The 25,582-nt window shown below is 71.1% G+C and carries 25 protein-coding genes; 9 read left to right on the top strand and 16 right to left on the bottom strand.

The genetic code is table 11. From position 1 onward, the window contains the following. The first annotated feature begins 254 nt into the window (after positions 1–254). The 3 genes from ABD466_RS22375 to ABD466_RS22365 all read left to right on the top strand — a co-directional run bounded on the left by ABD466_RS22375 (position 255) and on the right by ABD466_RS22365 (position 2,515). A complete protein-coding gene (locus tag ABD466_RS22375; RefSeq protein WP_344659084.1) occupies positions 255–788 on the top strand; it encodes a hypothetical protein in 534 nt (177 codons plus the stop codon). A gap of 179 nt (positions 789–967) precedes the next feature. Next, a complete protein-coding gene (locus ABD466_RS22370; protein WP_344659083.1) occupies positions 968–1,477 on the top strand; it encodes a SigE family RNA polymerase sigma factor in 510 nt (169 codons plus the stop codon). Between the two features lie 21 nt (positions 1,478–1,498). Beyond that, positions 1,499–2,515, top strand: a complete 1,017-nt coding sequence (locus tag ABD466_RS22365; RefSeq protein ID WP_344659082.1) for a hypothetical protein — start codon at positions 1,499–1,501, stop codon at positions 2,513–2,515. Between the two features lie 175 nt (positions 2,516–2,690). On the opposite strand, the gene ABD466_RS22360 is transcribed toward ABD466_RS22365, so the two are convergent. The 4 genes from ABD466_RS22360 to ABD466_RS22345 all read right to left on the bottom strand — a co-directional run bounded on the left by ABD466_RS22360 (position 2,691) and on the right by ABD466_RS22345 (position 7,769). Then, complete coding sequence (locus ABD466_RS22360; RefSeq protein ID WP_344659081.1) at positions 2,691–3,533, bottom strand: sugar ABC transporter permease; 843 nt, start codon at positions 3,531–3,533, stop codon at positions 2,691–2,693. After that, positions 3,530–5,077: an ABC transporter permease subunit gene (locus ABD466_RS22355; RefSeq protein ID WP_344659080.1), complete on the bottom strand. Its 1,548-nt coding sequence runs from the start codon at positions 5,075–5,077 to the stop codon at positions 3,530–3,532. The genes ABD466_RS22360 and ABD466_RS22355 overlap by 4 nt, the downstream gene beginning before the upstream one ends. Positions 5,078–5,207: 130 nt before the next feature. Then, a complete protein-coding gene (locus tag ABD466_RS22350; protein WP_344659079.1) occupies positions 5,208–6,566 on the bottom strand; it encodes a sugar ABC transporter substrate-binding protein in 1,359 nt (452 codons plus the stop codon). Positions 6,567–6,752: 186 nt separating this feature from the next. Next, a complete protein-coding gene (locus ABD466_RS22345; protein WP_344659078.1) occupies positions 6,753–7,769 on the bottom strand; it encodes a LacI family DNA-binding transcriptional regulator in 1,017 nt (338 codons plus the stop codon). Positions 7,770–7,988: 219 nt separating this feature from the next. Here ABD466_RS22345 and ABD466_RS22340 point away from each other — a divergent pair, with 219 nt between their 5' ends. Both ABD466_RS22340 and ABD466_RS22335 read left to right on the top strand, forming a co-directional pair. Then, a complete protein-coding gene (locus ABD466_RS22340) occupies positions 7,989–9,683 on the top strand; it encodes a glycoside hydrolase family 13 protein (RefSeq protein ID WP_344659077.1) in 1,695 nt (564 codons plus the stop codon). After that, entirely contained in the window at positions 9,683–11,362 is a 1,680-nt protein-coding gene (locus ABD466_RS22335) for a glycoside hydrolase family 13 protein (protein WP_344659076.1), read from the top strand. Before ABD466_RS22340 ends, ABD466_RS22335 begins: the two co-directional genes overlap by 1 nt. On the opposite strand, the gene ABD466_RS22330 is transcribed toward ABD466_RS22335, so the two are convergent. The 3 genes from ABD466_RS22330 to ABD466_RS22320 all read right to left on the bottom strand — a co-directional run bounded on the left by ABD466_RS22330 (position 11,353) and on the right by ABD466_RS22320 (position 13,443). Continuing rightward, a complete protein-coding gene (locus ABD466_RS22330; RefSeq protein ID WP_344659075.1) occupies positions 11,353–12,234 on the bottom strand; it encodes a M55 family metallopeptidase in 882 nt (293 codons plus the stop codon). The genes ABD466_RS22335 and ABD466_RS22330 overlap by 10 nt on opposite strands. 20 nt (positions 12,235–12,254) lie before the next feature. Continuing rightward, positions 12,255–12,449 carry a 4-oxalocrotonate tautomerase DmpI gene (gene dmpI / locus ABD466_RS22325; RefSeq protein WP_344659074.1) on the bottom strand — a complete coding sequence of 65 codons (195 nt, stop codon included), beginning with the start codon at positions 12,447–12,449 and terminating at the stop codon, positions 12,255–12,257. A gap of 103 nt (positions 12,450–12,552) precedes the next feature. Further along, on the bottom strand, positions 12,553–13,443 hold the full coding sequence (locus ABD466_RS22320; RefSeq protein ID WP_344659073.1) for a LysR family transcriptional regulator: 891 nt from the start codon (positions 13,441–13,443) through the stop codon (positions 12,553–12,555). 117 nt (positions 13,444–13,560) lie between these two features. Here ABD466_RS22320 and ABD466_RS22315 point away from each other — a divergent pair, with 117 nt between their 5' ends. Continuing rightward, complete coding sequence (locus ABD466_RS22315) at positions 13,561–14,361, top strand: alpha/beta fold hydrolase (RefSeq protein ID WP_344659072.1); 801 nt, start codon at positions 13,561–13,563, stop codon at positions 14,359–14,361. A 70-nt stretch (positions 14,362–14,431) separates the two neighbouring features. Here the strand turns inward: ABD466_RS22315 and ABD466_RS22310 are convergent, their stop codons facing one another. Both ABD466_RS22310 and ligD read right to left on the bottom strand, forming a co-directional pair. Then, positions 14,432–15,484, bottom strand: a complete 1,053-nt coding sequence (locus tag ABD466_RS22310) for an ATP-dependent DNA ligase (RefSeq protein WP_344659071.1) — start codon at positions 15,482–15,484, stop codon at positions 14,432–14,434. Next, a complete protein-coding gene (gene ligD / locus ABD466_RS22305) occupies positions 15,484–16,521 on the bottom strand; it encodes a non-homologous end-joining DNA ligase (RefSeq protein WP_344659070.1) in 1,038 nt (345 codons plus the stop codon). Before ligD ends, ABD466_RS22310 begins: the two co-directional genes overlap by 1 nt. A 197-nt stretch (positions 16,522–16,718) precedes the next feature. On the opposite strand from ligD, the gene ABD466_RS22300 reads away from it, so the two are divergent. Continuing rightward, positions 16,719–17,564: an alpha/beta fold hydrolase gene (locus ABD466_RS22300; RefSeq protein ID WP_344659069.1), complete on the top strand. Its 846-nt coding sequence runs from the start codon at positions 16,719–16,721 to the stop codon at positions 17,562–17,564. A 53-nt stretch (positions 17,565–17,617) separates the two neighbouring features. Here ABD466_RS22300 and ABD466_RS22295 read toward each other — a convergent pair whose 3' ends face one another. The 4 genes from ABD466_RS22295 to ABD466_RS22280 all read right to left on the bottom strand — a co-directional run bounded on the left by ABD466_RS22295 (position 17,618) and on the right by ABD466_RS22280 (position 20,901). Beyond that, complete coding sequence (locus ABD466_RS22295; protein ID WP_344659068.1) at positions 17,618–18,190, bottom strand: O-methyltransferase; 573 nt, start codon at positions 18,188–18,190, stop codon at positions 17,618–17,620. A gap of 69 nt (positions 18,191–18,259) precedes the next feature. Continuing rightward, positions 18,260–19,471, bottom strand: a complete 1,212-nt coding sequence (locus ABD466_RS22290; protein ID WP_344659067.1) for a helix-turn-helix domain-containing protein — start codon at positions 19,469–19,471, stop codon at positions 18,260–18,262. Positions 19,472–19,561: 90 nt separating this feature from the next. Then, positions 19,562–20,362 (bottom strand): tRNA (guanosine(46)-N7)-methyltransferase TrmB, encoded by an 801-nt coding sequence (gene trmB, locus ABD466_RS22285; RefSeq protein WP_425558705.1) that lies wholly within the window; start codon positions 20,360–20,362, stop codon positions 19,562–19,564. A 104-nt stretch (positions 20,363–20,466) separates the two neighbouring features. After that, the gene (locus ABD466_RS22280) at positions 20,467–20,901 is read right to left on the bottom strand and encodes a nitroreductase family deazaflavin-dependent oxidoreductase (protein ID WP_344659065.1); all 435 of its coding nucleotides are present in this window, start codon (positions 20,899–20,901) and stop codon (positions 20,467–20,469) included. Between the two features lie 62 nt (positions 20,902–20,963). Here ABD466_RS22280 and ybiA point away from each other — a divergent pair, with 62 nt between their 5' ends. Both ybiA and ABD466_RS22270 read left to right on the top strand, forming a co-directional pair. Further along, the gene (gene ybiA, locus ABD466_RS22275) at positions 20,964–21,473 is read left to right on the top strand and encodes a riboflavin biosynthesis intermediates N-glycosidase (protein WP_344659064.1); all 510 of its coding nucleotides are present in this window, start codon (positions 20,964–20,966) and stop codon (positions 21,471–21,473) included. Continuing rightward, a complete protein-coding gene (locus ABD466_RS22270) occupies positions 21,474–22,109 on the top strand; it encodes a hypothetical protein (RefSeq protein ID WP_344659063.1) in 636 nt (211 codons plus the stop codon). Here the strand turns inward: ABD466_RS22270 and ABD466_RS22265 are convergent. The 3 genes from ABD466_RS22265 to ABD466_RS22255 are packed head-to-tail and all read right to left on the bottom strand — an operon-like array spanning position 22,106 to position 25,487. Then, positions 22,106–22,891 (bottom strand): ABC transporter permease, encoded by a 786-nt coding sequence (locus ABD466_RS22265; protein WP_344659062.1) that lies wholly within the window; start codon positions 22,889–22,891, stop codon positions 22,106–22,108. The two genes, ABD466_RS22270 and ABD466_RS22265, sit on opposite strands and share 4 nt — an antisense overlap. Next, on the bottom strand, positions 22,888–24,519 hold the full coding sequence (locus tag ABD466_RS22260) for a DUF1349 domain-containing protein (RefSeq protein WP_344659061.1): 1,632 nt from the start codon (positions 24,517–24,519) through the stop codon (positions 22,888–22,890). Before ABD466_RS22260 ends, ABD466_RS22265 begins: the two co-directional genes overlap by 4 nt. Further along, on the bottom strand, positions 24,519–25,487 hold the full coding sequence (locus ABD466_RS22255; protein WP_344659060.1) for an ABC transporter ATP-binding protein: 969 nt from the start codon (positions 25,485–25,487) through the stop codon (positions 24,519–24,521). The genes ABD466_RS22260 and ABD466_RS22255 overlap by 1 nt, the downstream gene beginning before the upstream one ends. Positions 25,488–25,582: the final 95 nt, after the last annotated feature.

Genomic DNA, 25,582 nt, shown 5'->3' with positions numbered 1-25,582 from the left:
CGAGGCCGCCCGCCGCGCAGGCGCCCCCGGAGGGCCGCCAGAGGCATCGCGCCCCCTTGGGCGCGAACGCGAAGCCACACCAACAACAACCCGCCCGACACCACAGCACCACACCCACAACCCCCGCGCCCACAACCACAACCACAACCACAACCACCGCGCCCGACCCCAGCGAACCGACGACCCTCGAAGACCGACACGACGCCGCCGCCCTAGTCAGCAGAGGTGCGCAGCCCGGTGGTACCTTCGGCGTCATGACGGCGGGGGCGGAACCAGAGATCGACAACCGAATGCTCTCCCACATACCCGGGCGGATCGCGCCCACCGCCCATCGCGGCTGGTGGATCTTCGTCGGCCTGGTGCTGCAACTCGCCGGCATCGGCGGCCCGGCGGTCTACGTGTGGACCAAGGCGAAGCACCAGGACGTCGGCGGGCTGATCACGGTGGCGACCGTCAAGCTCGCGTGGCATGAGTCGCTGCACGTCAAGGCGGGCGTCGAGATCCTCGTCGGTGGCGCGGTGCTGTTCGCGATCGGCAGCGTGGCGCTGGCCCGGCCCTTCGCAAAGCACTGGCTCACGCTGGTGGTCGGCGTACCGATCGCGGCTCTGTGCGGTGCGCTCGTGCTGGGGGCGGCGGCGCTCGTCGTGGCGCTGCTGGTGCTCATGTTGGAAGGCGGGGGTGATCTCAGCGGCTGGGGAGGCGGACGCTCCACCGCCAAGAAGAAGCCCGACGCGGAGCCGCACCTGCAACCTGCGGATCTGTCCGATCAGCCCGGCGAGATCTCCTAGTAGCGCCCTGGGGCGTCGAAGCCTGTTCTGGCGCTGCCTTCGCGTGGTCGCGCGTACGGCCATCGCCAGATCGGCGGCAGTGCAGTAACGCGGGTCCCGCGCCGTGCAACCTCGAGCCGCCTCCGCATCGTGTGAACTCCGACGGACCGGACGGCGGCACGACGCGAGGGGCGGGGCACGTGCGCGAACCTGACGAGGCGGAGTTCACAGCGGTGGTGGCGGCCCGTGCCCACTCGCTGCGCCGCCTGGCGTACCTGATGTGCGGCGACTGGCACCGGGCCGAGGACCTGGTGCAGAACGTCTTCCTCAACCTGTACCGCAACTGGGCTCGGGTGCAGCGGCGCGACAGGCTGGACGCTTACCTCCGCACCTCGCTGATGCGCGCCGCCGTCGACGCGGGCCGGCACCGGACGCGGCGGGAGCAGCCCTTCGGTGAGGTGCCGGACAGTCCCGCGCCGCCGGATCCCGGTTGTGAGGACCGTGACGCGCTGCTCGCGGCCCTGTCCGAGGTGGCGCCGGGCCAACGTGCCGTGCTGGTTCTCCGGTATTGGGAGGACCTGAGCGTGGAGGAGACCGCCGCGATCCTCGGCCTGTCGTCCGGCACCGTCAAGAGTCAGGCCGCCCGCGGTCTGACAGCGCTGCGCGGGGTACTCGCGAGACCCGCGTTCAGCGATTTCCACGACAAGTGACCACAGCATAGGAGCGGACCTGTGTCCGAAGACGATAACGCTCGCGAGCTGTTCGAAAGGCTCCGCGGGTTGCCGGAACCGACGTGGAATCCCAATGGCGCGGAGCTGTTCGCGATCGGTCGCCGGCGCCGGTACGCCCGCCGCCGGGCGACGGTCGCAGGCGGTACCGCCGCCGCGCTCGGCATCGCCCTCGCCGCGATCACGGTGTCGGGTACGTCCTCCTCACCAGGCCCGGCCAGTGGACCGCCGACGGGCAACAGCCCCACCGGCAGCAGCTCGAGCCCTTCGGCCCCTGAGACCTTCGAGCTGCCGCCCACGGTGCCGCCCCATACCGGCGACGAACGCGCGCTGGACTACTCCGACACTTCCACCCTCACGCTGAAGGCAGGAACCGATGCGACGCTCGGCGAACTTCCCGTGGCTCGGACCCCTGCGGAGGAGCGGACCCAGATGGCCATCTTCAACAAGGTCGATCCCGGACTGAACCATCTGCACGGGACCAGCCCGTCATGGAGAGGCCGCACGGTCGCTCCGAACCTCGGCGCCGACTTCCTCATCGCGGGCAGCATCTCCTACTGGACGACCGGTGCCGTCCCGGACACCCACGACGCAGTGACGAGCCTGGTCGGGCCAGCCATCGGCTCGCTCGAAGTGGACATCGTCCCGGAACGCGACCCTGATGGGGCCGAACAGCCGTTGGGAAACACCTCCAAGGCGGGCGCACCGTGTGGCCTGGAGTATGCGGCCTCTGAGTTCGCCCTGCGCGACGGTCACGCAACGGGGCAGTGGACGCAGTGTGTGACCCGCGATATGCCCGGGAACGTTCAGATCTCCTACGCCGAGCGCACCGTCCCCCAAGGCCACGAGACCATGGCCGTGCGCCTGGCGAGGACGAAGAACGGCGACGGTGCCGTCATCATCATGGCGACCGACTTCACCCTCGCCGGCCGCGCGAAGCTGACCTCCGATCCCTTCACCGGCCAACTGCTGGCGGATGCTTTGGCGGAGCCGGACGTCTCGTCCTCGCTGACCGGCTGACCCGGCAGTGACCGCTCCACCACGACAAGCGGCGGCGGCCGGGCCCCTCAACCCGGCCGCCGCCCTGATCGAGCAACGATCACCCAGCGGAGCTCACCAAGCGACGGTCACCGATAGCGTCGCGGCCGTCCCCAGTGAAGTCAGTCTCCGACGTCTGTGCATGATGCCTCTCCTATCAGCCCTTGACGGCACCCGCCGTCAAGCCCTTGACGAGATACTTCTGCAGGTAGAGATAGATCAGGACCACCGGGATGCCGGCCAGCAGCGAGCCGGCGGCGAACTCGCCGTAGTCGGTGTTGTGGTTGCCGGAGACCAGCCCGAACAGGCCGACGGCCAGGGTCTTGTGCGAGGTGTCGGTGAGGAACACCCCGGCCAGCAGGATCTCGTTCAGCAGGCCCACGAACGAGAACAGGCCGACGACCACGAGCATCGGCGAGGCCAGCGGGAGCGTGACCCGGAAGAACACCTGGGCCTCGGTGGCGCCGTCGATGCGGGCGGACTCGTCCAGCTCCTTGGGGATGGTGTCCAGGTATCCCTTGAGCAGCCAGGTGTTCACGCCCATCGCGCCGCCGAGGTAGACCAGGATCAGGCCGAGCGAGGTGTTCAGACCCGCGGCCGGCAGGACGTCGCCGATGCTGATGAAGGTCAGGTACAGGGCGGCCAGCGAGATGAAGTTCGGGAACATCTGCACGAGCAGGATGCCGGTGAGTCCGGTACGCCGGCCGCGGAAGCGCAGCCGGGAGAAGGCGTAGGCGCCGCTGACGCCGATCAGGACGTTGAGGAGCGCCGAGGTTCCGCAGATCACCAGGGTGTTGACGTACCAGCGGACGTACGGCGAGTTCTTGTCGTGGAACAGCTTGGAGAAGTTGTGCAGGCTCGCGCCCCTGGGCACCAGCGAGGTCGTGGACAGGGTGCCGGTCGGGTTCAGCGCCGCCGAGACCAGGAACAAGATCGGTATCAGGGCGAACGCCAGCGCGGCCAGGCCTATCAGGTGGCGCCACCACAGCCGTTCCCTCATCGCGCGTACACCTCCTCCAGGGTGCGGGTCTGCCGGAAGCCGGCATAGGAGATCAGGCCGACCAGGACGAAGATCAGGAACGAGATCGCCGAGGCCAGTCCGTACTGCGCGCCGTGGCCCCCGAACGCCAGCCGGTAGGTGTAGCTGATCAGGATGTCGGTCTGGCCGGCGGTGGAGCTGCCGCTGGGATACGGCCCGCCGTCGGTCAGCAGCCGGATCACGTTGAAGTTGTTGAAGTTGTAGCCGAAGGAGGCGATCAGCAGCGGCATCGCGCCGATCAGCACGGTCGGCATCGTCACCGAGCGGAACACCCGCAGCGGTGAGGCGCCGTCGACCCGCGCGACCTCCTTCAGCTCCTGCGGCACGGCCTGGAGCAGGCCGGAGCAGACCAGGAACATGTAGGGGAAGCCGAGCCAGAGGTTGGTGAGCAGGACCGAGCCGCGCGCGGCCCACGCGCCGCCGAGCCAGTCGATGTGCGTGCCGAACAGCTTGTTCAGCAGGCCGAAGTCCTTGTTGTACATGCTCGACCAGACGAGCGTGGAGATGAACGCGGGCAGGGCGTAGGGCAGCAGGAGCAGGGAACTGTAGACGCGCCGGCCGCGCATCCTGGGATGGTCCATGACCACGGCGAGGATCAGCCCCAGGCCGAAGGTCGTGACGACGGACAGGAACGCGAAGGCCACCGTCCAGGTCAGGACTCTGAAGAAGGGCCCGCGAATGGCCGCGTCGGTGAGGACGGCTCCGAAGTTCTTCAGGCCGACGTTCACCTTCCACCCGATCGGCAGCGTCCGGCCGGAGCCGTCGGCGGCCTGGAAGGCGCCGTCCGATTCCTTGTAGACCGTGCCGGTGCGGGTGTCGGTCATGGTGTGCGCGGAGGCGTCGTACTTCATGGTGAACTGGCCGACGTAGGCCTGGGACAGGCCGACGGACTTGATGAAGCCGTCAGGCGTGGGGACGGCGAACGCCTTGAGCCGGTCGCCGAGGCCGTTGACCTGGATGCCGGTCAGGATGTGCCAGCCCCGCGCGGTGACCACCTTGCCGGTGATCGGGTCCTTCGACACCTCCGGATCCGGCACCGGCGTGAGCCCGGAGGTGTCACCGCGCAGGACCTTGCCGTCCTGGTCGGTGAGGAAGAACACGAACGAGCCGGCGGTGTCGGCGCCCTTGGTCGCCACCGACAGCTCATAGCGCTTCGCGCCGGGGCTCTCGACCACCGAATCGGCCTGGATCTGGGCGACCGCCTCGCTTCTGGTGAGCCGGTGGCCGTCTCCGTAGTCGGTGAAGGCGGTGTTGATCGTGTAGGCGATCGGATAGACCTGGAACGCCAGCAGCAACAGTGTGCCGGGGACCAGGAACCGGGCCGCGATCCGCTTCGGGCTCAGGTAGACGTACGCCAGGATCGCGGTCACCGCGACGCTGATCGCGACGCCGGTCCACGAACGCCGGTCGACCAGCGCCGGGATCGTGAACACCGCGAAGGCCGCGACCACTCCGACGAAGACGACCCGCGGCCACGACAGGCGCGCGAGACGGTCTGCGGGCATGGCCACTCCCCTGCTTTCTCTCGGCTCCGGCGGTGCGGCGGCCCCGGGGGGACCTGGGCCGCCACACCGCCGGAGGCTTGCGGTTGTGGGACGTGCTGGGTGGATCGGATGGTGGGGACCGGGCTGCCCGCTATCCCTTGGCGATGGCCGCCTTGATCTGGGTGGCCGCGTCCGCCATCGACGTGTTCGGGTCCGCGCCGCCGACGATCGCCGCCTCGGCGATCCCGAGCGGACCCCACACCGCGGACATCGCGGGGATCTGCGGCAGCACGACACCGTGCGCGGCGGCGTTCTGGAACGCGGCGATGTCCGGATCGGTCTTGGACACGTCGTCGTAGGCCTCGGTCAGCGCGGGCGCCCGCGGGTCGACCTTGTACAGCGCTTCCTCGACGTCCTTGCGCGTCAGGTAGTTCAGCGTGAACTCCTGGGCCAGCGCGGTGTTCTTGGCCTTGGCCGAGACGTAGAAGGCCTGCACGCCGACGAACGGCTGCGACGGGCCCTGGCCCGTGAACCCGGGCACCGCGCTGATCGCGTACTTGATGCCGGCCTTGCGGACCTGCTCCAACGCCCACGGCCCGGAAACCAGGTACGGCGTCTTGCCGGAGGTGAACAGCGACACCGCGTTGTTGGCGTCGATGGAACGCTTGAAGACGTTCTGGCCCTTCTCGCCGTACTTGGCCAGCTGGGCCCCGAACGCCTTGGCGCCGGCGCTGTCCACGCCGATCTGCGCCGGATCGTAGGTGCCGTCGGGCTTGGCGCCGAAGATGAAGCCGCCCGTCGAGCCGAGCAGCGGCTGCATGGTGTAGGGGTCGCCCTGCTGGCCGATCTGCAGCGCCAGCGCCTCGGAGGCCTTGCCCGCCTTCACCGCGTCCTGGCCGTTCTTCACCAGGTCCTCGAACGTCGCCGGATTCGCCGATGCCTCGGCGGTGTTGGTGATCAGCGCGAGGTTCTCGGTCGCGTACGGCACGCCGTACACCTGGCCGTTGTACGTGACCGCGGTCAGCGCCGTCTTCTGGAACGCGCCCTTCTGGTCGGCGGTCAGCGGAAGCGGCGCGATGGTGCCGTTCTGCACCAGGTTGCCGATCCAGTCGGTGGCGCCGACGACGATGTCCGGACCCTTGCCGGCGGCGGTCGCGGTCACGTACGCGGACTGCAGGTCGTTGGCCACGGCCTGCACGCTCACCGAGATGCCCTGCGAGGACGCGAAGCTCTTGGCGAAGTCCTGCAGGACCGGCGCGCGCTGGGCGTCGGTCCAGATCACCAGGTCGGTGTTGGGATCCCGGACCGGCGGGGCGGTGGAGGACGACGACGCGGCGGCCGGCGCGGAGCTGGAGGCGGAGGCCGAGGGGGTGGCGGCGCCGGAACCCGAGGAGGACGGGTTCGAGGCGGCACTCGGCTTGGAGGAGGAGCTGGAACAGCCGGCCACGGGAAGCGTTGCCGCTACGACCGCGATCGCGGCGATCGAGAGGGAGGGACGGTATCTCACCATGACCCCTTCGGTCAGTGGTTGCGGAAATGACGGGGACACCCCGCATCAGGGGTTTGATCGGAGTTTGATTCCGGCGCCGTCCGGCCGTGACTCGCCGTTAACACCGCCGACCATAACCGGAAACTCGCGCCGGGCAATCTGTTGCAGGTTCTTGCTGTTGCGTTTCAGATCCGCGCGCCGTTGTTTCTAGGTTTCCGCAAGAGGGGCCGTGGAGGCCCGGACGACGAGCTCCGGGAAGAAGAGGGACTCGGTCTTGCGGATGGTCACGCCGCGGATCTGGTCGATCAGCGTCCGGGCTGCGGCGACGCCCATCGACAGCACCGGCTGCCGGACGGTGGTGAGCGGCGGGTCGGTGTATCCCATGAGGACCGAATCGTCGTATCCGATCACGGAAACGTCCTCCGGGACCCGCTTGTGATGCTGCTTCAGGGCCCGGATCGCGCCCAGCGCCATCATGTCCGAGCCGCAGACGATCGCGGTGACGTTGCGCTGGAGCAGGCGCGAGGCGCCGGCGTAGCCGCCCTCGACGCCGGGGAACGAGATGTCGACCAGGTCCGGGTCGAAGCCGCCGGGGCCGAAGCGGGTCTCCGTCGCGGTGCGGTAGCCGGCCAGCTGGCGGCGGGCCGGGATGTGGCGGTCGGAGGCGATGAGCAGGCCGATGCGGCGGTGGCCGAGTTCGGCGAGATGGGCCACGGCGAGCTCCCCGGCGGCGCGGTCGTCGCAGGAGATGAAGGGGGCGTCGAGGTTGGGGACGAAGCCGTTGACGAAGACCAGCGGAAGGCGCTGGGCGACGAGGTCGCGGTAGCGGGAGTGGTCCTGGCCGGTGTCGGCGTGCATGCCGGAGACGAAGATGACACCGGAGACGCCGCGGTCCAGCAGCATGCCGACGTACTCGTCCTCGCCGGCGCCCTCAGGGGTCTGGGAGCACAGGACGGGCGTGAAGCCCTGGCGGGAGAGGTTGGTCTCGATGACCTGGGCGGCGAGGGGATAGATAGGGCTCTCGAGCTCCGGCAGCAGGAGGCCGACGAGGCCGGCGCTGCGGGGCCGGAGGCGGGAGGGACGTTCGTAGCCGAGGACGTCGAGGGCGGTGAGGACGGCCTTGCGGAGCTGGGGGCTGACGCCGGGACGCTCGTTGAGGACACGGGAGACGGTGGCTTTGCTGACGCCCGCTTGGCGGGCTATGTCGTCGAGGCGGGAAGACATGGGCGCAGTTTAGGGGGCCTGTTGCGAAACATGGAAGCAAAAGAGTGAAACACAGCGGCAAACATCGGCAACCCCTTACGGATCACGAGACGATTGCTTAGCGTCTGGCGCGTGATTCCTGCTGTTCATCTCTCACCAGCCCTTTCGGCCCACCACGACGGTTCGCCGCTGTACGTCGGCGATCCGGAGCCCCGCATCGGGGACAAAGTTGATGTTTTCGTGCGCACCGCGAAGGGGCTGGGAGCTTCGCGGGTGCATGTGCGGTCCACGCCTGACGGGGAACCGGCATACGTCGAGGCGCAGGTGGATCGGGAGGACGGGGAGGAGGTCTGGTGGCGGGCCAGTGTGCCCGTGGTCAATGCCGAGCTCGGTTATCGGTTCCTGCTGGAGACGCCGAGGCGGAGGATGTGGCTCAACGGCCTCGGTCTTTCCACGGCTGACGTCACCGATGGCGCCGACTTCCGCATCTCGACGTACGATCCGCCGCCTGCCTGGGCCGAGGGTGCGGTCCTCTACGAGATCTTCCCGGACCGGTTCGCCCGTTCCTCCGCTCATCCGATCACCGATCTTCCCGACTGGGCCGTTCCCAGTGACTGGGATGACCCGGTCGCCTTCGGCACTCCGAACGGGACCAAGCAGATCTATCGCGGGAGCTTGTGGGGCGTCGCCGAGAAGCTCGACCACCTGCGGGGTCTCGGGGTCGACGCGTTGTGGCTGACGCCGTTCTTCCCGGCGCAGTCGAACCACCGGTATGACGCGTCGTCGTTCGACTTCGTGGACCCCCTGCTGGGCGGGGACGCCGCGCTGAAGGAGTTGACGGCGCAGGCGCATCGCCGCGGGATGCGGGTCATCGGGGACATCACGCTGAATCACACCGGGGACGCGCATCCGTGGTTTCGGCGGGCTCAGACGGACGCTTCGAGCGTCGAGGCCGGCTTCTACTACTTCGAGGCCGACCGGAAGCACTACGCGTCGTTCTACGGTGTGCCTTCGATGCCGAAGCTGGACCACCGGTCGGAGGAGATGCGGCGGCGACTGTATGAGGGGCCTGAATCCGTGGTCGCACGCTATCTGACGGAGTTCGGACTCGACGGGTGGCGGGTCGACGTCGCGCAGTCGGCGGGGCGGTACGGCGCGGTGGATCTGAACGCGCGGATGGCGCGCGCGGTGCGGGCGACGATGCGGGAGGTCGCGCCGGATGCGCTGGTCGTGGCCGAGCACCAGTTCGACGCGTCGGAGACGCTGCGGGGCGATGGCTGGCACGGGACGATGGCGTATGCCGGGTTCACACGGCCGGTGCTGTCGTGGCTGGGTGCGGACGACACGCCGGAGTTGTGGGGGACGCCGGGGCGGCTGCCGGTTTACGGAGGCGAGGAGATGGTCTCCGTGATGCGGAGTTTCGCGGCGGCGATCCCGTGGCGGTCGTACACGCACAACATGACGTTGCTCGATTCCCACGACATGCCGCGGTTCCGGTCGCTGGTGGGGAGTGAGCGACAGCGGTTGGGGGTCGCGTTGCTGATGACGATGCCCGGGATGCCGATGGTGTTCGCCGGGGACGAGGTCGGGGTGCACGGGGCGCTGCACAACGAGGACGGACGGCGGGCTTTCCCGTGGGACGAGAGTGTGTGGGACCGGTGGACGTTGGAGTTGTACCGGTCGTTGATCGGGCTGCGGCGGGAGCATGCGGCGCTCCGTTCCGGCGGGTTGCGATGGCTGCACGCCGACAAGGACTTCGTGCTCTTTGAACGGGCGGTTCCCGGTGAGACGGTGGTGGTGCAGGTCAGTCGAGCTGCGCACGAACCATTGGTCGCGCCCTTCGCGGCGTCACATCTGCTGGGTGGACCGGACCTGACGCCGGGTGCGGCGATGCCTGCCGATGGGCCCGCTTTCCACGTGTGGAGCCGTGTGTGATGAGAGCTCTGTCTTCGACGACGCGTCCGTGGTGGCGTGACGCGGTCATCTACCAGGTCTACATCCGCAGCTTCGCGGACGGGAACGGCGACGGTGTCGGCGATGTCGCGGGCCTGCGCGCGCGCCTGCCGTATCTGTCCGCGCTGGGTGTGGACGCGCTCTGGTTGAACCCCTGGTACGCCTCGCCCCAGGTCGACGCCGGATACGACGTCAGCGACTATCGGCGGCTGGATCCGCTGTTCGGGACGCTCGACGACGCCGAGAGCCTGATCGTGGAGGCCCACGAACACGGCCTGCGGGTGATTCTGGACCTGGTGCCGAACCACACGTCGGATCAGCACCCTTGGTTCCAGGAGGCCCTGGCCGCCGGTCGCGGTTCCAAGGCCCGCTCCCGGTACCACTTCCGGCCGGGACGTGGTCCCGACGGCGCGAAGCCGCCGACGGACTGGCCGTCCATCTTCGGGGGCCCGGCGTGGACGCGGACGGTCGACGCCGACGGCGAGCCCGGCGACTGGTACCTGCATCTGTTCGCCCCCGAGCAGCCGGACCTGGACTGGACGAATCCGGAGGTGCGCGAAGAGTTCGAGGACATCCTGCGGTTCTGGCTGGATCTCGGCGTCGACGGTTTCCGGATCGACGTCGCCCAGGGCCTGACCAAGGACCCCGCGTTCCCCGATCTCGCCGATCTCGCCGGCCAGACCGCCGGCGGCATGCTCGACGCCGCCGGGACGGGCCACCCGTACTTCGATCGTGACGAGACGCTGGCGATCTACGAGGACTGGCGGCGGGTTCTGGACGAGTATGAAGGCGATCGGGTCTTCGTCGCCGAGGCTTGGGTCGCGGACGCTTCGCGCATAGCGCGCTACCTGGCTCCCAAGCGCCTCCACACCGCGTTCAACTTCGGCCTCCTGAGCTGTCCCTGGGAAGCCGATGCCCTCCGCGGCGAGATCGACGCGACGCTCCGTGTCCTGACTGGAATAGGGGCACCGGCCACGTGGGTGCTGTCGAACCACGACGTGATCCGGCACGCGACGCGGTACGGGCGCGCCAAGACGTCCCTGGGCGACGCGAAAGGCCTCTACGGCTCTCCGGTGGACCACGTCCTCGGCGAGCGCAGGGCCCGCGCCGCCGTGCAGCTGATCAACGCCCTCCCCGGCGGCACCTACGTCTACCAGGGCGAAGAGCTCGGCCTGCCCGAGGTCGAGGATCTGCCGCCGTCGGTATGGCAGGACCCGAACCGGCACCACACCGCTCACGTGGGCCCCGTCCGCGACGGCTGCCGGGTGCCTCTGCCGTGGTCGGGTATCGCGCCGACGTTCGGCTTCTCACCAGACGGCGCGAGCGCTCAGCCCTGGCTGCCTCAGCCGCCGGAGTGGCGCCACCGCACCGCGACAGCCGAGGAGCAAGACCCCCATTCCACCCTGAACCACTACCGCACCCTGCTCCGCGTCCGCCGTGAATGGCTGCACCGCGGCCTCGGCGACACGGCGCCCCTCGAATGGATCGACGCGCCGGCGGGCGTTCTGGCCTTCCGCCGCGGCGAGGTCGTCTGTTACGTCAACCTGTCCGACGAGGCGGTTCAGCTGCCGAAGGGATACCGGGTGCTGATCGCCTCCGAGCCGGTGGGCGGGGGGCGGCTGCCCGCCGACGTGGCGGCGTGGCTGGTTCGTCAGCAGTAAGGAGCCTGATTCGTCAGCGCCGTCGCGACCCGCATCCACACCCCGAACTGCCGGAACAGGTCCGGCGGGGTGCCGGTGGTCTGGACCGTGCGGGTGTCGACCTGGGTGACGCCTGGGATGCCCAGGAGGGTTTCGGCCACCGCGGAGGACTGCCAGCGGACGGCCAGGGTGGCGGTGGACGGTTCGCCGGTGGACGGTTCGCCGGTGGACCGCTCGCCGGTGGAGTCTTCACTGGCGGACGGTTCGCCGGTGCGCGGCGTCGCGAGCGCTGCGGCGACCGTCTCCTCGATCGCCGCCCTGGACTCGGCGTCGGGGCGGAGTTCGGCGGCGAAACGGCTGCGGACGTACTTCACCGCGACGGTGGCGATGGCGGGGTCCCAGGCGGTGGCCTCCTGGCAGGCGGCGTCGTCGCCGGCGAGGACGGCCACCGGGACCCCCATCGCGGCGGCGGAGGCGTGGACCAGGCCGATCTCCCCGGTGGGCCGCTCGTCGAGCCACATGTCCTCGATCTCGTGGCCCATGAAGCTGTGGCTCAGGACGCCGTGGGCGCCGGCGCGGGAGTGGTAGCCGACGCAGACCATGGCGTCGAAGGCGGGAGTGAGGCCCTCGACCATGCCCATCGTCTTGGGCTTGCCGCGGATGAGGCGGGCGGCCGGGTGGAGGGTGTCGGACACGAGGTTGCGCATGGGGCCGTGGGCGTCGTTCACGACGATCTCGGTGGCCCCGGCGCGCAGGGCGCCGCGGACGGCGGCGTTGACGTCGTCCGTCATCGCGCGCCGTCCGCGCTCGTAGTCGCGGCCCCCGGGCTGGACGTCGTCAGCGTCGACGAGCCCGGTGATCCCCTCCATGTCCGCGCTGATGTAGATCCGCATACGGACGTTTGTAGCACGCCCTACTTTTGGGCGAGCTTGTCGGCGACGAGCTGGCCGGCGGCGGCGTAGTCCTCGGTGGTGACCTCCTGGAACCACACGTGGACGGTCTCGGCGGGGGCCTTGTAGACGTCCACCATCGCGTCGGTGATGCGGGCCACCAGCTCGCGCTTCTGCTCGACGGTCTTGGGCATCTGCTGGATGGTGATGTTCGGCATGATGGCCTCCTGTGCTCCTCGGTCTGGTTCTTCGTTCCCCTTGCGAGATCCAGTTCATCGCGGATCGCCGGGGCGAACCAGACGCGGTGCGGACCGGCAGCCATCACGAATCGTGATCGCAGGCCTGCATCAGGAGGCTGAAATGCGGGGTCGGGGCGGAGCGGCGGACGACCAGGTGGGTCATCAGGCTCAGGCCCGGGGGTTCGAAGGGGAGGAAGGCCACCCGGCGGTTGTTGATCTGGGCGGCGTGGGCGGCGTAGACGACGGTGTAGCTGGTGCCGTCGGTGCCGATGGCGGCCAGGGTGTCGGCGAGCCGGGTGTAAGGGGTCGACGAAGTCGGTTCGTGGCCGGCGGCGTGGAAGGCGCCGACGATCAGGTCCACCAGCGCCGGGTTGTTGCGGCGGGTGGTGAGGCGCAGGCCGAGCGGGGCGAGGGCGGCGTAGGTGGCGTACTCGTCCTGGGCGACGGGGTGGCGGGCGGGGACGGCGGCCACCAGTTCGTCGGGCCACAGGGGCACGACGCGCAGGCCGCGGCCCTCGTCGGGGACGGTGCCGCGGACGAAGGCGGCGTCCAGGGATCCGTCGGCGACCCGGTCCAGGCGTTCGGAGGTGGGGCCGGTCGTCACCAGCTCGACGGCGAGGTCCGGAGCCAGGCGCAGGATCTCGTCCAGGACCTGCTCCAGCCGCTCCCCCAGTCCGGAGCTGGTGCCGATGCGCAGCGGCGCGCCGTGGACGCCGGCGGCCGACGCCACCGCCGAACGCGCGCGGGCCACGGCGGTGAGGACGTCACGCGCCTGCGGCAGCAGCGCCCGCCCGGCCGGGGTGAGGCGCACGTGGCGGGGCGAGCGGTCGAACAGCTCGGCGCCGAGCTCGCGTTCCAGGCGCCGCAGCTGCTGGCTGACGGCGGGCTGGCCGATGTGCAGCTTCTCGGCGGCACGGCCGAAGTGCAGCTCCTCGGCCACGGCGACGAAGTACTCCAGCTGGCGCAGTTCCATACCGATCAAGGTATCGCCGGCACGCGGCGGCTGGAAAAGATCTCCCGCGGGCACCGATGAGTCCGGGACCGGCGGGTCGTCTTACCCGGTGAAGCCGCTTGCGAGAGGATGACGACGATGAGCTACGCCGAGGTCAACGGGCTGAACCAGTACTACGAGGAGCACGGCGACGCCCCGGTGACGGCCGAGCACCCGGCCATGGTGCTGCTGCACGGCGGCCTGGGCGGCGGGGACATGTTCGGGCCGATCCTGCCGGCCTTGTCGGCGCGTCGCCGGGTGATCACGGTGGACCTTCAGGGCCACTCCCACACCGCGGACGTCGACCGCCCCATCCGCCTGGAGACCTGCGCCGACGACATCGCCGCGCTGATCCGCCACCTCGGTCTGGGCCGGGCCGACATCGTGGGCTACTCGTTCGGCGGCGGGGTGGCGCTGCGCTGCGCGATCCAGCACCTGGACGTGGTGCGCAAGCTGGTCGTGGTCTCGTTCCCGTTCCGGCGCGACGGGTTCTATGCGGACGTCCTCAAGCAGCAGGAGCAGATGGCGCCGGAGGCGGCGCCGTTCATGAAGCAGACGCCGATGGGGGAGCTGTACGAGCGCACGGCGCCGCGCCCGGAGGACTTCGGCACGCTGATCGGCAAGATGGGCGACCTGCTGCGCATCCCGTTCGACTACTCGGAGGAGATCCGCGAGCTGGAGATTCCGACCGAGCTGGTGTTCGCCGACGCCGACACGTACAGCCTCCAGCACGTCAGCGACTTCTGGGCCCTGCTCGGCGGGGGCCGGCAGGACGGAGGCTGGGACGGCTCCGGCCGTCCGGGGCCGCACCGGCTCGCGGTGCTGCCGAACACGACGCACTACAACGTGTTCGAGTCGCCGGCTCTGGTGACGGCTGTGGACGCATTCCTGGACGCGTAAGGGGAAGACGGGGTCGGCTTCGAGCCGCGCGGCCTGAGGGGGTCCGCGCGGCTCGTGCCGTTTCCGGCGGTCAGCCCAGCACGTCCTTCAGGTCGTAGTCGGCCGGCACGTCCAGCTGGTCGTAGCGGCACGACTCCGGCTCGCGGTCCGGCCGCCAGCGCACGAACCGGCCGTTGTGCCGGAAGCGGTCGCCTTGCAGCTGGTCGTAGCGGACCTCGCAGACCAGCTCCGGCCGCAGCGGGACGAACGACACGTCCTTGCCGGCGTTCCAGCGGTGCAGGGTGCCGGGGCGGCGGTGGGCCTCGTCGCCTTCGGCGGCGTCGACCCAGGGGTGCGACTCGCCTTCGGCGAGGAGGTGGGGCGCGAGCTCGTCGATCAGCTCCTTGCGGCGGGCCATGGTGAAGGCGCTGGCGCCGCCGACGTAGTTCAGGACGCCGTCGTCGCCGTAGAGGCCGAGCATCAGGGAACCGACGATGGGGCCGGTCTTGTGGTGGCGGTAGCCGGCGACGACCACGTCGGCGGTGCGTTCGTGCTTGACCTTCACCATGGTGCGGTCACCGGGGGTGTAGGGGCTGCGCGCCGGCTTGGCGACGACGCCGTCCAAGCCCGCGCCCTCGAAGCGTTCGAACCAGGTGCCGGCCTGCATGGCGTCGTCGGTGGCGCGGGTGACGTGCACGTGGGCGTGCGCGCGCACGGCTTCGAGCAGAGCCGCCCGGCGCTCGCTGAAGGGGGCGGCGGTCAGATCGCGGTCGCCGAGGGCGAGCAGGTCGAAGCCGATGAAGGACGCCGGGGTCTGTTCGGCCAGCAGCCGGATCCGGGAGGCCGCGGGGTGGATGCGGTCGCTGAGGCGGTCGAACTCCAGGCGGCCGTTCTGCACGACCACGATCTCGCCGTCGACGACACAGCGTTCGGGCAGCGCCTCCTTCAGGGACGCCACCAGTTCCGGGAAGTAGCGGTCGAGATCCTTGCCGCCGCGGCTGCCGAGCACCACCTCGTCACCGTCGCGGAAGACGATGCAGCGGAAACCGTCCCACTTGGGCTCGTAGAGGTAGTCCCCGACCGGGACCTTCGCCGCGGACTTGGCCAGCATCGGCTCGACGGGCGGCATGACCGGGAGGTCCATCAGCTCGCACTCCCCTCTTCGTCGGTGCTGGGGCGGGCCTTGGACGGCTGCACCCGCTTGGGCTCGCCGGGCATCTTGGGGAAGTCGGGCGGATACGGCAGGTCGCCCAGGCCGCGGTCCTTCTCGTCCCGGTCGGCCATCTCCAGCAGCCGTTCCAGGCTGTGGGCGACGTCGTCGATCTCGGCGTCCGCGTCCCCTTTCGCGGCCACGAGTGCCGGCACCGTCTTCACGGTGAAGTCGCCGGGCTCGACGTCTCCGAGATCGGCCCACAGCACCGGCATCGACACCGTCGCCTCGGGCCGGGCCCGCGGCGAGTAGGCGGCGACGGTCATGCGGTCCCGCGCCATCTGGTTGAAGTCGATGAAGATCCGCTCGCCGCGCTCCTCCTTCCACCACGAGGTGGTGACCCGGTCCGGGCGGCGCCGCTCCAGCTCGCGGGCGAACGCGATGACCGCGCGCCGCGCCTCGACGAAGGTCCAGCGCGGTTCGATCCGCACCAGCAGGTGCAGGCCGCGGCCGCCGGAGGTCTTCACGAACGGCCGCATGCCGAGCTCCTCGAACAGTGCGTGCGCCTCGCCGGCGACGGCCACCGCCTCGGCGAAGTCGGTGCCGGGCTGCGGGTCGAGGTCGATCCGCAACTCGTCGGGGTGGTCGGTGTCGGCGCGGCGCACCGGCCAGGGATGCAGTTCGAGCGCGCCCATCTGCACCGTCCACACGGCGGTCGCCGGCTCGGTGATGCAGACCTCGTCGCCGGTGCGTCCGCTGGGGAACGTGACCCGGGCCGTCTGCGCCCAGTCGGGCATGCCCTTCGGCGCGGCCTTGGTGTAGAAGGACTTGCCGCCGCCGAGCCCGTCCGGGAACCGGTTCAGGGCGACGGGCCGGTCGGCCAGCCCGCGGAACACGGCGTCGGCGAGGTCCGCATAGTAGGTGGCCAGGTCGAGTTTGGAAACCCCGGCCTCCGGAAACAGCAGCTTGTCCGGCGAGGAGATCCGCACGCTCCGGCCACTGACCTCGACGTGCGCTTCGGCAGAACCCATGGACCGCAGGCTACGGGGCCGCGCCCGGCGGCGCACCCCTGGGGAGCGCGGGCCGGCGCGCCGTGCGGTTATCCCCGGCCACAACGGCGGACCGCCAGCCATGTGCATCAGAACAGTGACCTGGGGGCCACTTTCCGCGACCATTTTCAAGTGTGGGCGGGAAATACTCTCCCCGAAAGTCTGGAAAAGGTGCGGACATGGCGCGGGTGACGGTCGACAAGGAGAACCACCTTCCCGTCGACATCCACTATGAGGACCGGGGTTCGGGACGGCCGGTGGTGCTCATCCACGGCTGGCCGCTGTCGACCGGGCAGTGGGAGTTCCAGATCCCGGACCTGCTGGCGGCCGGGCACCGGGTGGTGGCCTACGACCAGCGCGGCTTCGGGGCCTCGGCCAAGCCGCGCGGCGGCTACGACCCGGACACCCTGGCCGCGGATCTGCACATGCTCCTGGAGCATCTGGATCTGCGGGAGGCCACGCTGGTCGCCTTCTCTTCCGGGGCCTGCGCGGCGGTCCGCTACCTGAGCCGGTTCGGCAACCAGCGGGTGGCGCGCCTGGCCCTGGTGTCTGCCGCCGGCCCCTACTTACGCCGCACCGACGGCCATCCCGAGGGGTTCCTCGAGGACGGCAGACTGCGCGAGTACCAGCGCTGCCTCACCGACGACCGGGTCAGCTTCCTGCACCGGTTCGCGACCAAGTTCTTCCAGGTGGCCGGCACCCCGGCGGCGCGGCCGCTCACGCCGCAGCCGCTGCACACCCGGGTCATCATGCTGGCCGCGGCGGCCAGCCACCGCGGCGTGATGCAGACGCTGGGGCAGACCGCGACCACCGACTTCCGCGACGATCTGCGGGCCGTCACCGTGCCGACGCTGGTCGTGCACGGCGAGGCCGACGCCGTGCTGCCGGTGGAGGCCACCGGGGCCCGGATCGCCGAGGCGGTCTCGGACTGCCGGCTGGTGCGGCTGCAGGGCGCGCCGCACGGATTGATCGTCACCCGCGCCGCCGAGTTCAATCGCGAACTGTCGGCGTTCCTGGAGGGGTGACGGGAGCGGGCGGCCTGGTCGTGCCCTCACCGGCCGCCCGCGTTCACCCCGTCTCAGGGAAGCCGGGTGGCGAGGACCGCCGAACTGCCCGGCGTGGTCATGACCTCGGTGGCCGTCAGCCGGGGATGGCCGAGGTAGAACAGCCGGAGTGCGTCGATCTCGCCGTCGTGGACCGGCGGCCAGGTCAGCGGCGGGGTGAAGTCGTCGAGGATCAGCAGCCCGCCGGGCGCGAGCAGATCGACGACCCGCTCGGGGTCCTCGCGTTTGCCGCCGCCGTCGCAGAAGAAGACGTCGAACGGCGCGTGGGATTCCAGCAGCCGCCAGTCGCCGACCAGGAACTCGACGCGGGGATCGTCGGGGAACAGGGCGGCGGCCCGGGCGGCCCGGTCCGGGTCGTGCTCGACGGTGACCAGGCGGGCGTTCGCGCCGAGGCCGGCGTGCAGCCACGCGGTGCCGACACCGACACCGGTGCCGCTCTCGGCGATCACCCCCTCGGGTTTGGCGGCGGCCGCCAGGGTCAGCAGGCGGCCGACCTCGGGGATGCAGCTCCCCGCGAAACCGGTCTCGGCGGCGTGGCGTTGGGCGGCCGCGACACGTTCGGGCAGCGGCCGTTCTGTCGTCTCCATGGCCGGTGACAGTATCCGTGTTCGCTGTCCGGGCCCGGTGGTTTCCGAGCGCCGGTCCTCGGGACCGCCTCAGTACCCCTGGCCCTGACCGGCTCCGGCGGCCAGGGCGCAGTCGATCTCGTAGGCCAGGCTCAGCTCGGCCACCGACCGCGGGTTCGCCAGCAGGCGCCCGGTGCGTTCCTCCAGCCGGCGCAGGCGGTAGCGGACGGTGTTCGGGTGCACGAACAGCCGCTTCGCGGCCTCGGCGGCCGAGCCGTCGCTGTCCAGCCAGACGCCGAAGGTGGTCAGCAGCAGGGTGCGGTCGTCGTCGGGCAGGCCGTCGAGGCCGCCCAGGACGCTGTCCGCGACCTGCGGCATGATGTCCGGCGCGCTGGCCGCGGCCGCCGAGAGCGGGTCGCGCCCGAAGACCACGACGGTGCGGCGCTCCTGCGCGCCGCGCATCGCGATCCGGGCCAGGCGCATGGCCTGCGAGGTGGACAGCAGGTGGTCGTAGGGCGGGCTGACGCCGACCCGGCCGGTGCCCTCGGCGGCCAGCGCGGCGACCAGCTTGTCGAACTGGTCGCCGGGGCGGGGCAGCGAGGCCACGCCGACCTCGACGTCGTGCATCAGCCGCCAGGCCGAGTCGATGCCCATACCGCCGAGCTCGCGCTCGATGTGCGGCAGGCCGTACTCGCCGGCGTTGGGCACACGCGCGGCGATCACCACGTAGGGGCCGATGGTCGGCAGGCGCAGCAGCTCGGCGGCCTCCCAGACGTTGGTGTCGTCCAGGCGGCCCTCCAGCAGCGCCTGGACCAGGGCGGCGCGCTGCTGCTCCTCGCGGCGGGCCTGGTACCGGAGCTCTTCCTTGTAGGCGGCGGCGCTCTCCCGGGTGAAGGCGTCGAGGGTGTCCATCACCTCCGAGGCCGCGCGCAGCGCCGCCTTCGTGGAGAGCCCGACGACGTCGGCGGCCTCGGCCAGCTGCTTCCACAGCACGCCGAAGGCGATGCGGTAGCCGTCCATGATCACGGTGAGCGGGATGCCCTCCATGGCGCGCTCGCGGCCGGAGGTCGCGGCGGGCCGGGCGTCCGGCGGCATGTAGCGGGTGATCGGCTCGAACGCGAAGTGGATGTGGTCCTTGATGGTGGCGTGGAGCGTCTCCGGCTCGATCATGCCGATGTAGAGCGGGAACTCCTCGGCGACCCGGGTCAGCACCAGCTCGGTGAGCTCGTCGGTGCGGGCCAGCATCAGGCCGGCGAGTCGGGCTATCTCAGCGTCTACCGGGGTCCGGGAAGCGATCTGCACAAACTCAATGTAGCGGCGGGGACACGGTGCGGAAGGGGTATTCGGGGCCTGATCCGCCCGGCATCCCGCCATCTCCCGGCGCGACGGGAATCAGTCGCCGATCTTCTCGAACACCAGGTCGGCGATGGGCCGGCCGTCCCGCACGCCGCGGCGCTCGTAGCCGGTGACGGGGCGGCCGACGGCGTCGCGGGGCGCGTAGCCGGAGCCGCCGGGGTAGCGGTTCCGCAGGCCGGTGTCGGCTTCGAGCACCTCGAGCATCTGCTCGGCGTACTCGGCCCAGTCGGTGGCGCAGTGCAGGACGCCGCCCGGGGCCAGGCGGTCCCGGATCAGGGCGACCGTGTCCGGCTGGATGATGCGGCGCTTGTGGTGCTTGGCCTTGGGCCAGGGGTCGGGGAAGAAGACGTGCACGGCGGCCAGCGAGCCGGGCTCGACGCCGTCGCGAAGCAGGAACAGCACGTCGCCGCGGGCCACCCGGACGTTGGTCAGGCCGCGGGCCTCGGCCAGGGCGATCAGATTGCCCAGGCCCGGGGTGTGGACGTCGGCGCCGAGGTAGTCGCGCTCCGGGTCGGCGGCCGCCATCTCGGCGGTGGCCTCGCCCATGCCGCAGCCGATCTCCAGCACCAGTGGGGCGCGGCGCCCGAACAGGCGCTCGCGGTCGAAGGGGCCGTCGGGGGCCACCTCGGGGGTGTGGTACGTGTGGTGCGGGTCCGCGATGGTGTAGCCGTAGACGGACCAGAGCCTGGTCAGGGCGTCAGCCTGGGTGGTGCTGGCCCGGCCGCGTCGGGGGTGGAAGGTGCGTATCAAGCCGTGACGGGCGTGACGCTCGGGCTCGGCGGGCCGGGCGGTTTCGGCGGGCTGAGCAGGCTGGGCCGCGGGGTCGCCGGCCGTCATGGCCTCCGCCGTTATCGGGTCCACCTCTATCGCGTCCGCGTCCACCGGGTCGTCGTGCACCGTCTCCACCCGCACAGCCTACCCGCCGGAACGATCGTCGCCGGTCAGCGCGGCTCGAGCACGAACAGCGGGATGGCCCGGTCGGTCTTGGCCTGATAGTTGTCATAGTCCGGCCACGCCTCGACGGCGCGCGCCCACCACTCCTCCTTCTCCTGCCCGGTGGCCTCGTGCGCGAGGTACGGCTTCTTCGTGGCGCCGTCCTGCAGCTCGACCTCGGGGTGGGCGATGATGTTGTGGTACCAGACGGGGTGCTTCGGGGCGCCGCCCATTGAGGCGACGACGGCGTAGGTGCCGTCGTGCTCGACGCGCATGAGCGGGGTCTTGCGGATGTTGCCGGACTTGGCGCCGATGGTGGTGAGGATGACGGTGGGCTTGCCCATCAAGGTGTTGCCCTGGGTGCCACCGGAGCTCTCGTAGAGCTCGACGGTCTCGCGGACGTAGTCTCGAGGGCTCGGGGCATATTCGTGGCCTGCGGTCATGGTAGTCCAGTCAATAGCAAATCCCGTCGCTTGTGTCGGAGGCGTGCGGGAGACTTCCGGCCATGGCGACCAAGTACTTGTTCTTCTGGGGTCACACGCCGAAGCGTGCGGGGGTGCTCGGGCAGGAGTGTCTGAGCCAGTGGTTCCCGTCGCCGTTCGTCGTGGACGGGAACCGGTTCGCGACGGCCGAGCACTCCATGATGTGGGGGAAGGCGCAGCTGTTCGGGGACGCCGAGGCGGGCGAGAAGATCCTCAAAGCGAACCACCCGCGGCAGGCCAAGGCCCTCGGCCGGTCGGCGATCCGCGGGTTCGACGAGGAGACGTGGGTCGCGAACCGGCTGGACATCGTCACGGCGGGGAACGTGGAGAAGTTCCGGCAGAACCCGGAGATGCTCACCTTCCTGCTGGGCACGAAGGACCGGGTGCTGGTCGAGGCCAGTCCCCTGGACCGGATCTGGGGGATCGGCCTGGCCGCCGACGACGAGCGGGCGCAGGACCCGGCCCGGTGGCGGGGGCTGAACCTGCTCGGCGAGGCTCTGATGCGGGCCCGGGCCACGCTGCGGGGTGAGTGAGTGAGCTTCAGCTGCCACGCGAAGCGGGCCCGGGATCCGGAGGTGCCGTTCGCCTGGCGGGTGTCCTCGGTGCGCAGCTGCGTGGAGCGGTATGGGCCGCTGGGGTTCCACGCGACGCTGGCGTTCGTGGCGTCGCAGGTCGGGCCGCTGCGGCGGGATGAGGCCACGATGCTGGCGTCGTTGGAGCTGCTCGAACGCAGTCGGCAGGTGTGGCGGCGGGAGAAGGAGGAGTTCGCCGCGCTCCGGAAGGCGGAGAAGGCGGTGGGGCGGCGGACGCTGGGATCGGCGGTGCGGAACGTCTACCGGTGCGACCGGTGGCACGCGGATCCGCAGGCGGGTGCGGCGTTCGCGGTGGGCTACTGGCGGCGGGTGCGGCGGCCGGCGTTGATGGGGGCGGAGGGCGATCCGGTGGTTCCCGACGTCGATGCTCTGGTCGACGCCTACTGTTTCGGAGCAGCGAGCCGGGATCCGGCGTTCGCGACGCGGATCACCGCGGTGCTCGGTCGCATCGACGGCGACCGAAGCTTCGCCAGCTGGGATGCTGACCGCGTCGGGTTCTCTCGACGCGGTCAGCTGATGGAGGTGCTGCATCACCTCACGGTGGCAGTGGCCGGAGCGGAGCAGGTGTACCGCTAGGCGTCGCGCACTCGCATCGTCACCCCGCCGACGGCCAGCGCTCCGAACGCCCACACCGCCAGCACCCCGATGCCCTGCCACGGTGTCAGCGGCTGCTGCGCGAGATCGGTGGTGGCCTGGATGGTGAGACCGGCCTGCATCGGCCCGATCTGCTCCGCGTGCCGGTGCCAGTCCGGATTCGAGATCACCATCGCCACGATCGGGAACAGGTAGAGCAGCCCCAGCACCGCCCCGATCCCCGACGCCGAATCCCGCACCAGTGCCGTGATCCCCACCGCGAGCAACGCCACCAGCACCAGGTAGAGCACGGAGCCGCACGCCGCGCGCGCCGTCGCGGCCGTGGCCAGGCGCGGACCGTAGCCGTTGGCGGCGGTGAAGCCGTTCCCGGGCAACAGCACGAGCGCGGTCAGCGCCGAGCCCAGCACCGCCACGGTCCCCGCCGCGGCCGTCAGCACCGTGACCACCAGTGCCTTGGCCGCGAGCACCGCCTCGCGCCGGGGGACGGCGGCGAAGGTCACCCGGATCATGCCGGTGCCGTACTCCTCGCCCACGGCCAGCACCGCCAGCACGGCCACCACCGCCTGCCCGAGCATCACCCCGAGCAGGCCCACCTTGGCCGGGTCCTGGCCGCAGTGCGGGCCGTCGCAGCTGACTCCGGCCGCCGACGCGGCGCTGAGGCCGACGGTGAGGACGACCGCGGCGGCCAGCAGCCAGGCGGTGCCGGCGACGGTGCGGAGCTTGGTCCACTCGGCGTGCACGGCGTCGGTGAAGACCCCGCTCACACGTCCCTCCGCGCCAGCAGCCGGTGTGCGAGCCCGTAGGCGGCGGCCGCGTAGAGGGCGAGGACGCCCAGGCCGAGCCAGGGTGAGAGCGGGAAGTAACCGTTGCTCGGGGTGTAGACCGCGGTGACCTGCGGCCAGGCGATCACCGTCTGCTGGACCGCGAAGGCCGCCGCCGGGGTGAGGCGGGTCAGCCATTCGGCGGCGCCGGCCGGCAGGACCGAGGCGACGGCCAGGATGTAGGGCACGACGATCACCACGATCACCGCCGCCACCGCGGCCGCGCCCCGGCGCAGGATCGCGCCCACGGCCAGGGCCAGCACGGCCGCCACCGCGAGCAGCGCCGCGGTGCCGGCCACCACGCGGACCTGGGCCGCGACGGAGGCGTGGAAGACGTACAGGCCCTTGCTGTGTTCCAGGGCGGTCACGGCCGGCACCGCCGCCGCCGCGGCGATCAGTCCGGTGGCGAACGCCGCCGTGCCGAGCACCACGGCCTTGGCGGCCAGCAGGCGGCCGCGGCGCGGGCTGGCCGCGAGCGAGGTCCGGATCAGGCCCCGACGGTATTCGGAGGTCATGGTCAGCGCGGCGACGACGATCACGGCGATCAGCCCGGCGAAGGTGCCGGCCAGCGCGCCCTCCACGGACTTGCCGGCGCCCGGGGAGATCGAGGCCGGGGCGATGTCACCGCTGCCGGTGACGGTGAAGCCGTCGGCATCGTTCGCGCTACTCGTGCCGCTCGTGCCGCTCGTGCCGCTCGTGCTGTTCGCCACCGCGCCGGTCAGCGCCAGCGCTCCCTGCGGCGCGCCCGGTCCCCCGGCCATGGCCCCGACCGGCGGCACGGTCCACGTCCCCGGGCTCCGGCCGGTCACGGTGATCCGGTCGAAGGTGCCGGTGGCCAGGCTCGGTCCGCCGTTCTCGCTGGTGCCCCCGAAGGAGGACCTGACGACCGAGTACTGCGGGGAGGCGGCGAACACGCCGACCTCGACGTCGTGCGGAAGGCCGGCCAGGTGCGCGGTGCCGAGGACGGTCCAGGTGACGCCGTCGGCGGAGTCGTAGCCGGTGAGCGTGTCCCCGGCGCGGGTCAGGCGCAGCCAGCGTGGCGCGGCGGCGGAGACCGGACCGGGCGGGCCGGCGAGGTCGGCGGTGTAGTCGTACTGCATCCGCACCCCGTGCCCGCCGGTGGCCAACACGGCGGCGTAGGCGGAGCCCTCCGCGGTGCCGTCCTTGACCAGGACCCCGGCCTTGGACCACGGCAGCAGGCCGGCGGCCAGGCCGGCCCGCGGGTCCTCGCTCGGCGGCCGGCCGCCCTGCGGGTCGTACCGACCGCTGAAGGCCGTCAGGCGCGCGGTGATGGTGCCGTCGCCGGACAGCGTGCGGTGCACGAAGGTCTTCTCGTCGACGACCTCCCGGCCGTCCGGGCCCCGGGGCGGGGCCTGTGGGCCGCACGTGCCGGGCTTGCCGTCCCCCCGGGCGCAGTCGATCTGGCTGCCGGCCGGCCCGAGCAGGCCGATCCCGACGGTGAGGAACACCGCGACCAGCAGTCCGGCCATCCAGCCGCGGACCGTGCGCAGCTTGGTCCACTCGGCGCGCACCAGATGCCGGAACGCGTCGCGGGGCGGGGCGGCGGCCATCACGCCACCTCCCCGGACCGGGCGGCCTCGGATCCGGCCGCCCGGAACTCGACCGCGTCCCGGGTGAGGTCCATGTACGCCTCCTCCAGCGAGGCCCGGTGCGCGGAGATCTCGGAGAACGGCACGGCGCCCGCGTTCAGCGCCCGCACCACCTCCTCGGACCCCAGGCCGTCGACGGTCAGGGTGTCCGGCCCGGTGACCGCGACCGTCGCGCCCGCCCCGGCCAGCGCGGCGGCGGCCTCGGCCCGGGCCGGGGTCCGCAGCATCACCCGGCCCCCGGAGGAGCGGGCGATCAGCTCGGCCACCGCGGTGTCGGCGATCACGGCGCCGCGCCCGACCACCACCAGGTGGTCGGCGCAGCCCTCGAGCTCGCTCATCAGATGGCTGGAGACCAGCACCGCCCGGCCCTCGGCGGCCAGCGCCTTGAGATGGCCGCGGATCCAGACGATGCCCTCCGGGTCCAGACCGTTGAACGGCTCGTCGAGCAGCAGCGCCGGCGGGTCGCCGAGCATCGCGGCGGCGATCCCGAGCCGCTGCCGCATGCCCAGCGAGTACCCGCCGGCCTTGCGCCCGATCACGGCGCCCAGCCCGGACTGCTCGACCACCTCGTCCACGCGCTTCGCGCCCAGCCCCTGCGAGTGCGCCAGCCACAGCAGGTGGTTGCGGGCGCTGCGCCCGGGCTGCAGGGCGGCGGCGTCGAGCAGCGCACCGACGTGGCTGAGCGGCCGCCGCAGCCGCGCGTACGGCACACCCCCGATCAGGGCCCGCCCCTCGTCCGGCGTGTCCAGCCCGAGGATCACCCGCATGGTGGTGGACTTGCCGGCGCCGTTCGGGCCGACGAACCCGGTCACCGTGCCGGGGGCGACGGTGAAGGTCATGCCGTCGAGGGCCGCGGTGGCGCCGTAGCGCTTGCGCAGACCCTGGACCGCTATCGCGGCCGACGGGGATGGTGCGGTCATGGAGGTCATGGTCCTGAAGGCTAGGTTCGGGCGGGTACCGGAATCGTCCCGCGAGCGAGCAATCCTGCACGTCCCCCGTATGGGGGAGATCGATCCCCACTGTG

The organism is Catenulispora subtropica, assembly GCF_039531675.1.
In the GTDB taxonomy this organism is placed as follows: domain Bacteria; phylum Actinomycetota; class Actinomycetes; order Streptomycetales; family Catenulisporaceae; genus Catenulispora; species Catenulispora subtropica.
Note: the sequence above shows the minus strand (reverse complement) of the source record. Positions and strands in the feature narration are given on the sequence as shown.

Bases quoted from the DNA above. Each gene is read 5' to 3' on its own strand.
- ABD466_RS22375 (WP_344659084.1), top strand. From the start codon at position 255: ATGACGGCGGGGGCGGAACCAGAGATCGACAACCGAATGCTCTCCCAC.
- ABD466_RS22360 (WP_344659081.1), bottom strand. From the start codon at position 3,533: ATGAGGGAACGGCTGTGGTGGCGCCACCTGATAGGCCTGGCCGCGCTG.
- ABD466_RS22355 (WP_344659080.1), bottom strand. From the start codon at position 5,077: ATGCCCGCAGACCGTCTCGCGCGCCTGTCGTGGCCGCGGGTCGTCTTC.
- ABD466_RS22350 (WP_344659079.1), bottom strand. From the start codon at position 6,566: ATGGTGAGATACCGTCCCTCCCTCTCGATCGCCGCGATCGCGGTCGTA.
- ABD466_RS22345 (WP_344659078.1), bottom strand. From the start codon at position 7,769: ATGTCTTCCCGCCTCGACGACATAGCCCGCCAAGCGGGCGTCAGCAAA.
- ABD466_RS22335 (WP_344659076.1), top strand. From the start codon at position 9,683: ATGAGAGCTCTGTCTTCGACGACGCGTCCGTGGTGGCGTGACGCGGTC.
- ABD466_RS22330 (WP_344659075.1), bottom strand. From the start codon at position 12,234: ATGCGGATCTACATCAGCGCGGACATGGAGGGGATCACCGGGCTCGTC.
- dmpI (WP_344659074.1), bottom strand. From the start codon at position 12,449: ATGCCGAACATCACCATCCAGCAGATGCCCAAGACCGTCGAGCAGAAG.
- ABD466_RS22320 (WP_344659073.1), bottom strand. From the start codon at position 13,443: ATGGAACTGCGCCAGCTGGAGTACTTCGTCGCCGTGGCCGAGGAGCTG.
- ABD466_RS22315 (WP_344659072.1), top strand. From the start codon at position 13,561: ATGAGCTACGCCGAGGTCAACGGGCTGAACCAGTACTACGAGGAGCAC.
- ABD466_RS22310 (WP_344659071.1), bottom strand. From the start codon at position 15,484: ATGGACCTCCCGGTCATGCCGCCCGTCGAGCCGATGCTGGCCAAGTCC.
- ligD (WP_344659070.1), bottom strand. From the start codon at position 16,521: ATGGGTTCTGCCGAAGCGCACGTCGAGGTCAGTGGCCGGAGCGTGCGG.
- ABD466_RS22300 (WP_344659069.1), top strand. From the start codon at position 16,719: ATGGCGCGGGTGACGGTCGACAAGGAGAACCACCTTCCCGTCGACATC.
- ABD466_RS22295 (WP_344659068.1), bottom strand. From the start codon at position 18,190: ATGGAGACGACAGAACGGCCGCTGCCCGAACGTGTCGCGGCCGCCCAA.
- trmB (WP_425558705.1), bottom strand. From the start codon at position 20,362: ATGACGGCCGGCGACCCCGCGGCCCAGCCTGCTCAGCCCGCCGAAACC.
- ABD466_RS22280 (WP_344659065.1), bottom strand. From the start codon at position 20,901: ATGACCGCAGGCCACGAATATGCCCCGAGCCCTCGAGACTACGTCCGC.
- ybiA (WP_344659064.1), top strand. From the start codon at position 20,964: ATGGCGACCAAGTACTTGTTCTTCTGGGGTCACACGCCGAAGCGTGCG.
- ABD466_RS22260 (WP_344659061.1), bottom strand. From the start codon at position 24,519: ATGGCCGCCGCCCCGCCCCGCGACGCGTTCCGGCATCTGGTGCGCGCC.
- ABD466_RS22255 (WP_344659060.1), bottom strand. From the start codon at position 25,487: ATGACCTCCATGACCGCACCATCCCCGTCGGCCGCGATAGCGGTCCAG.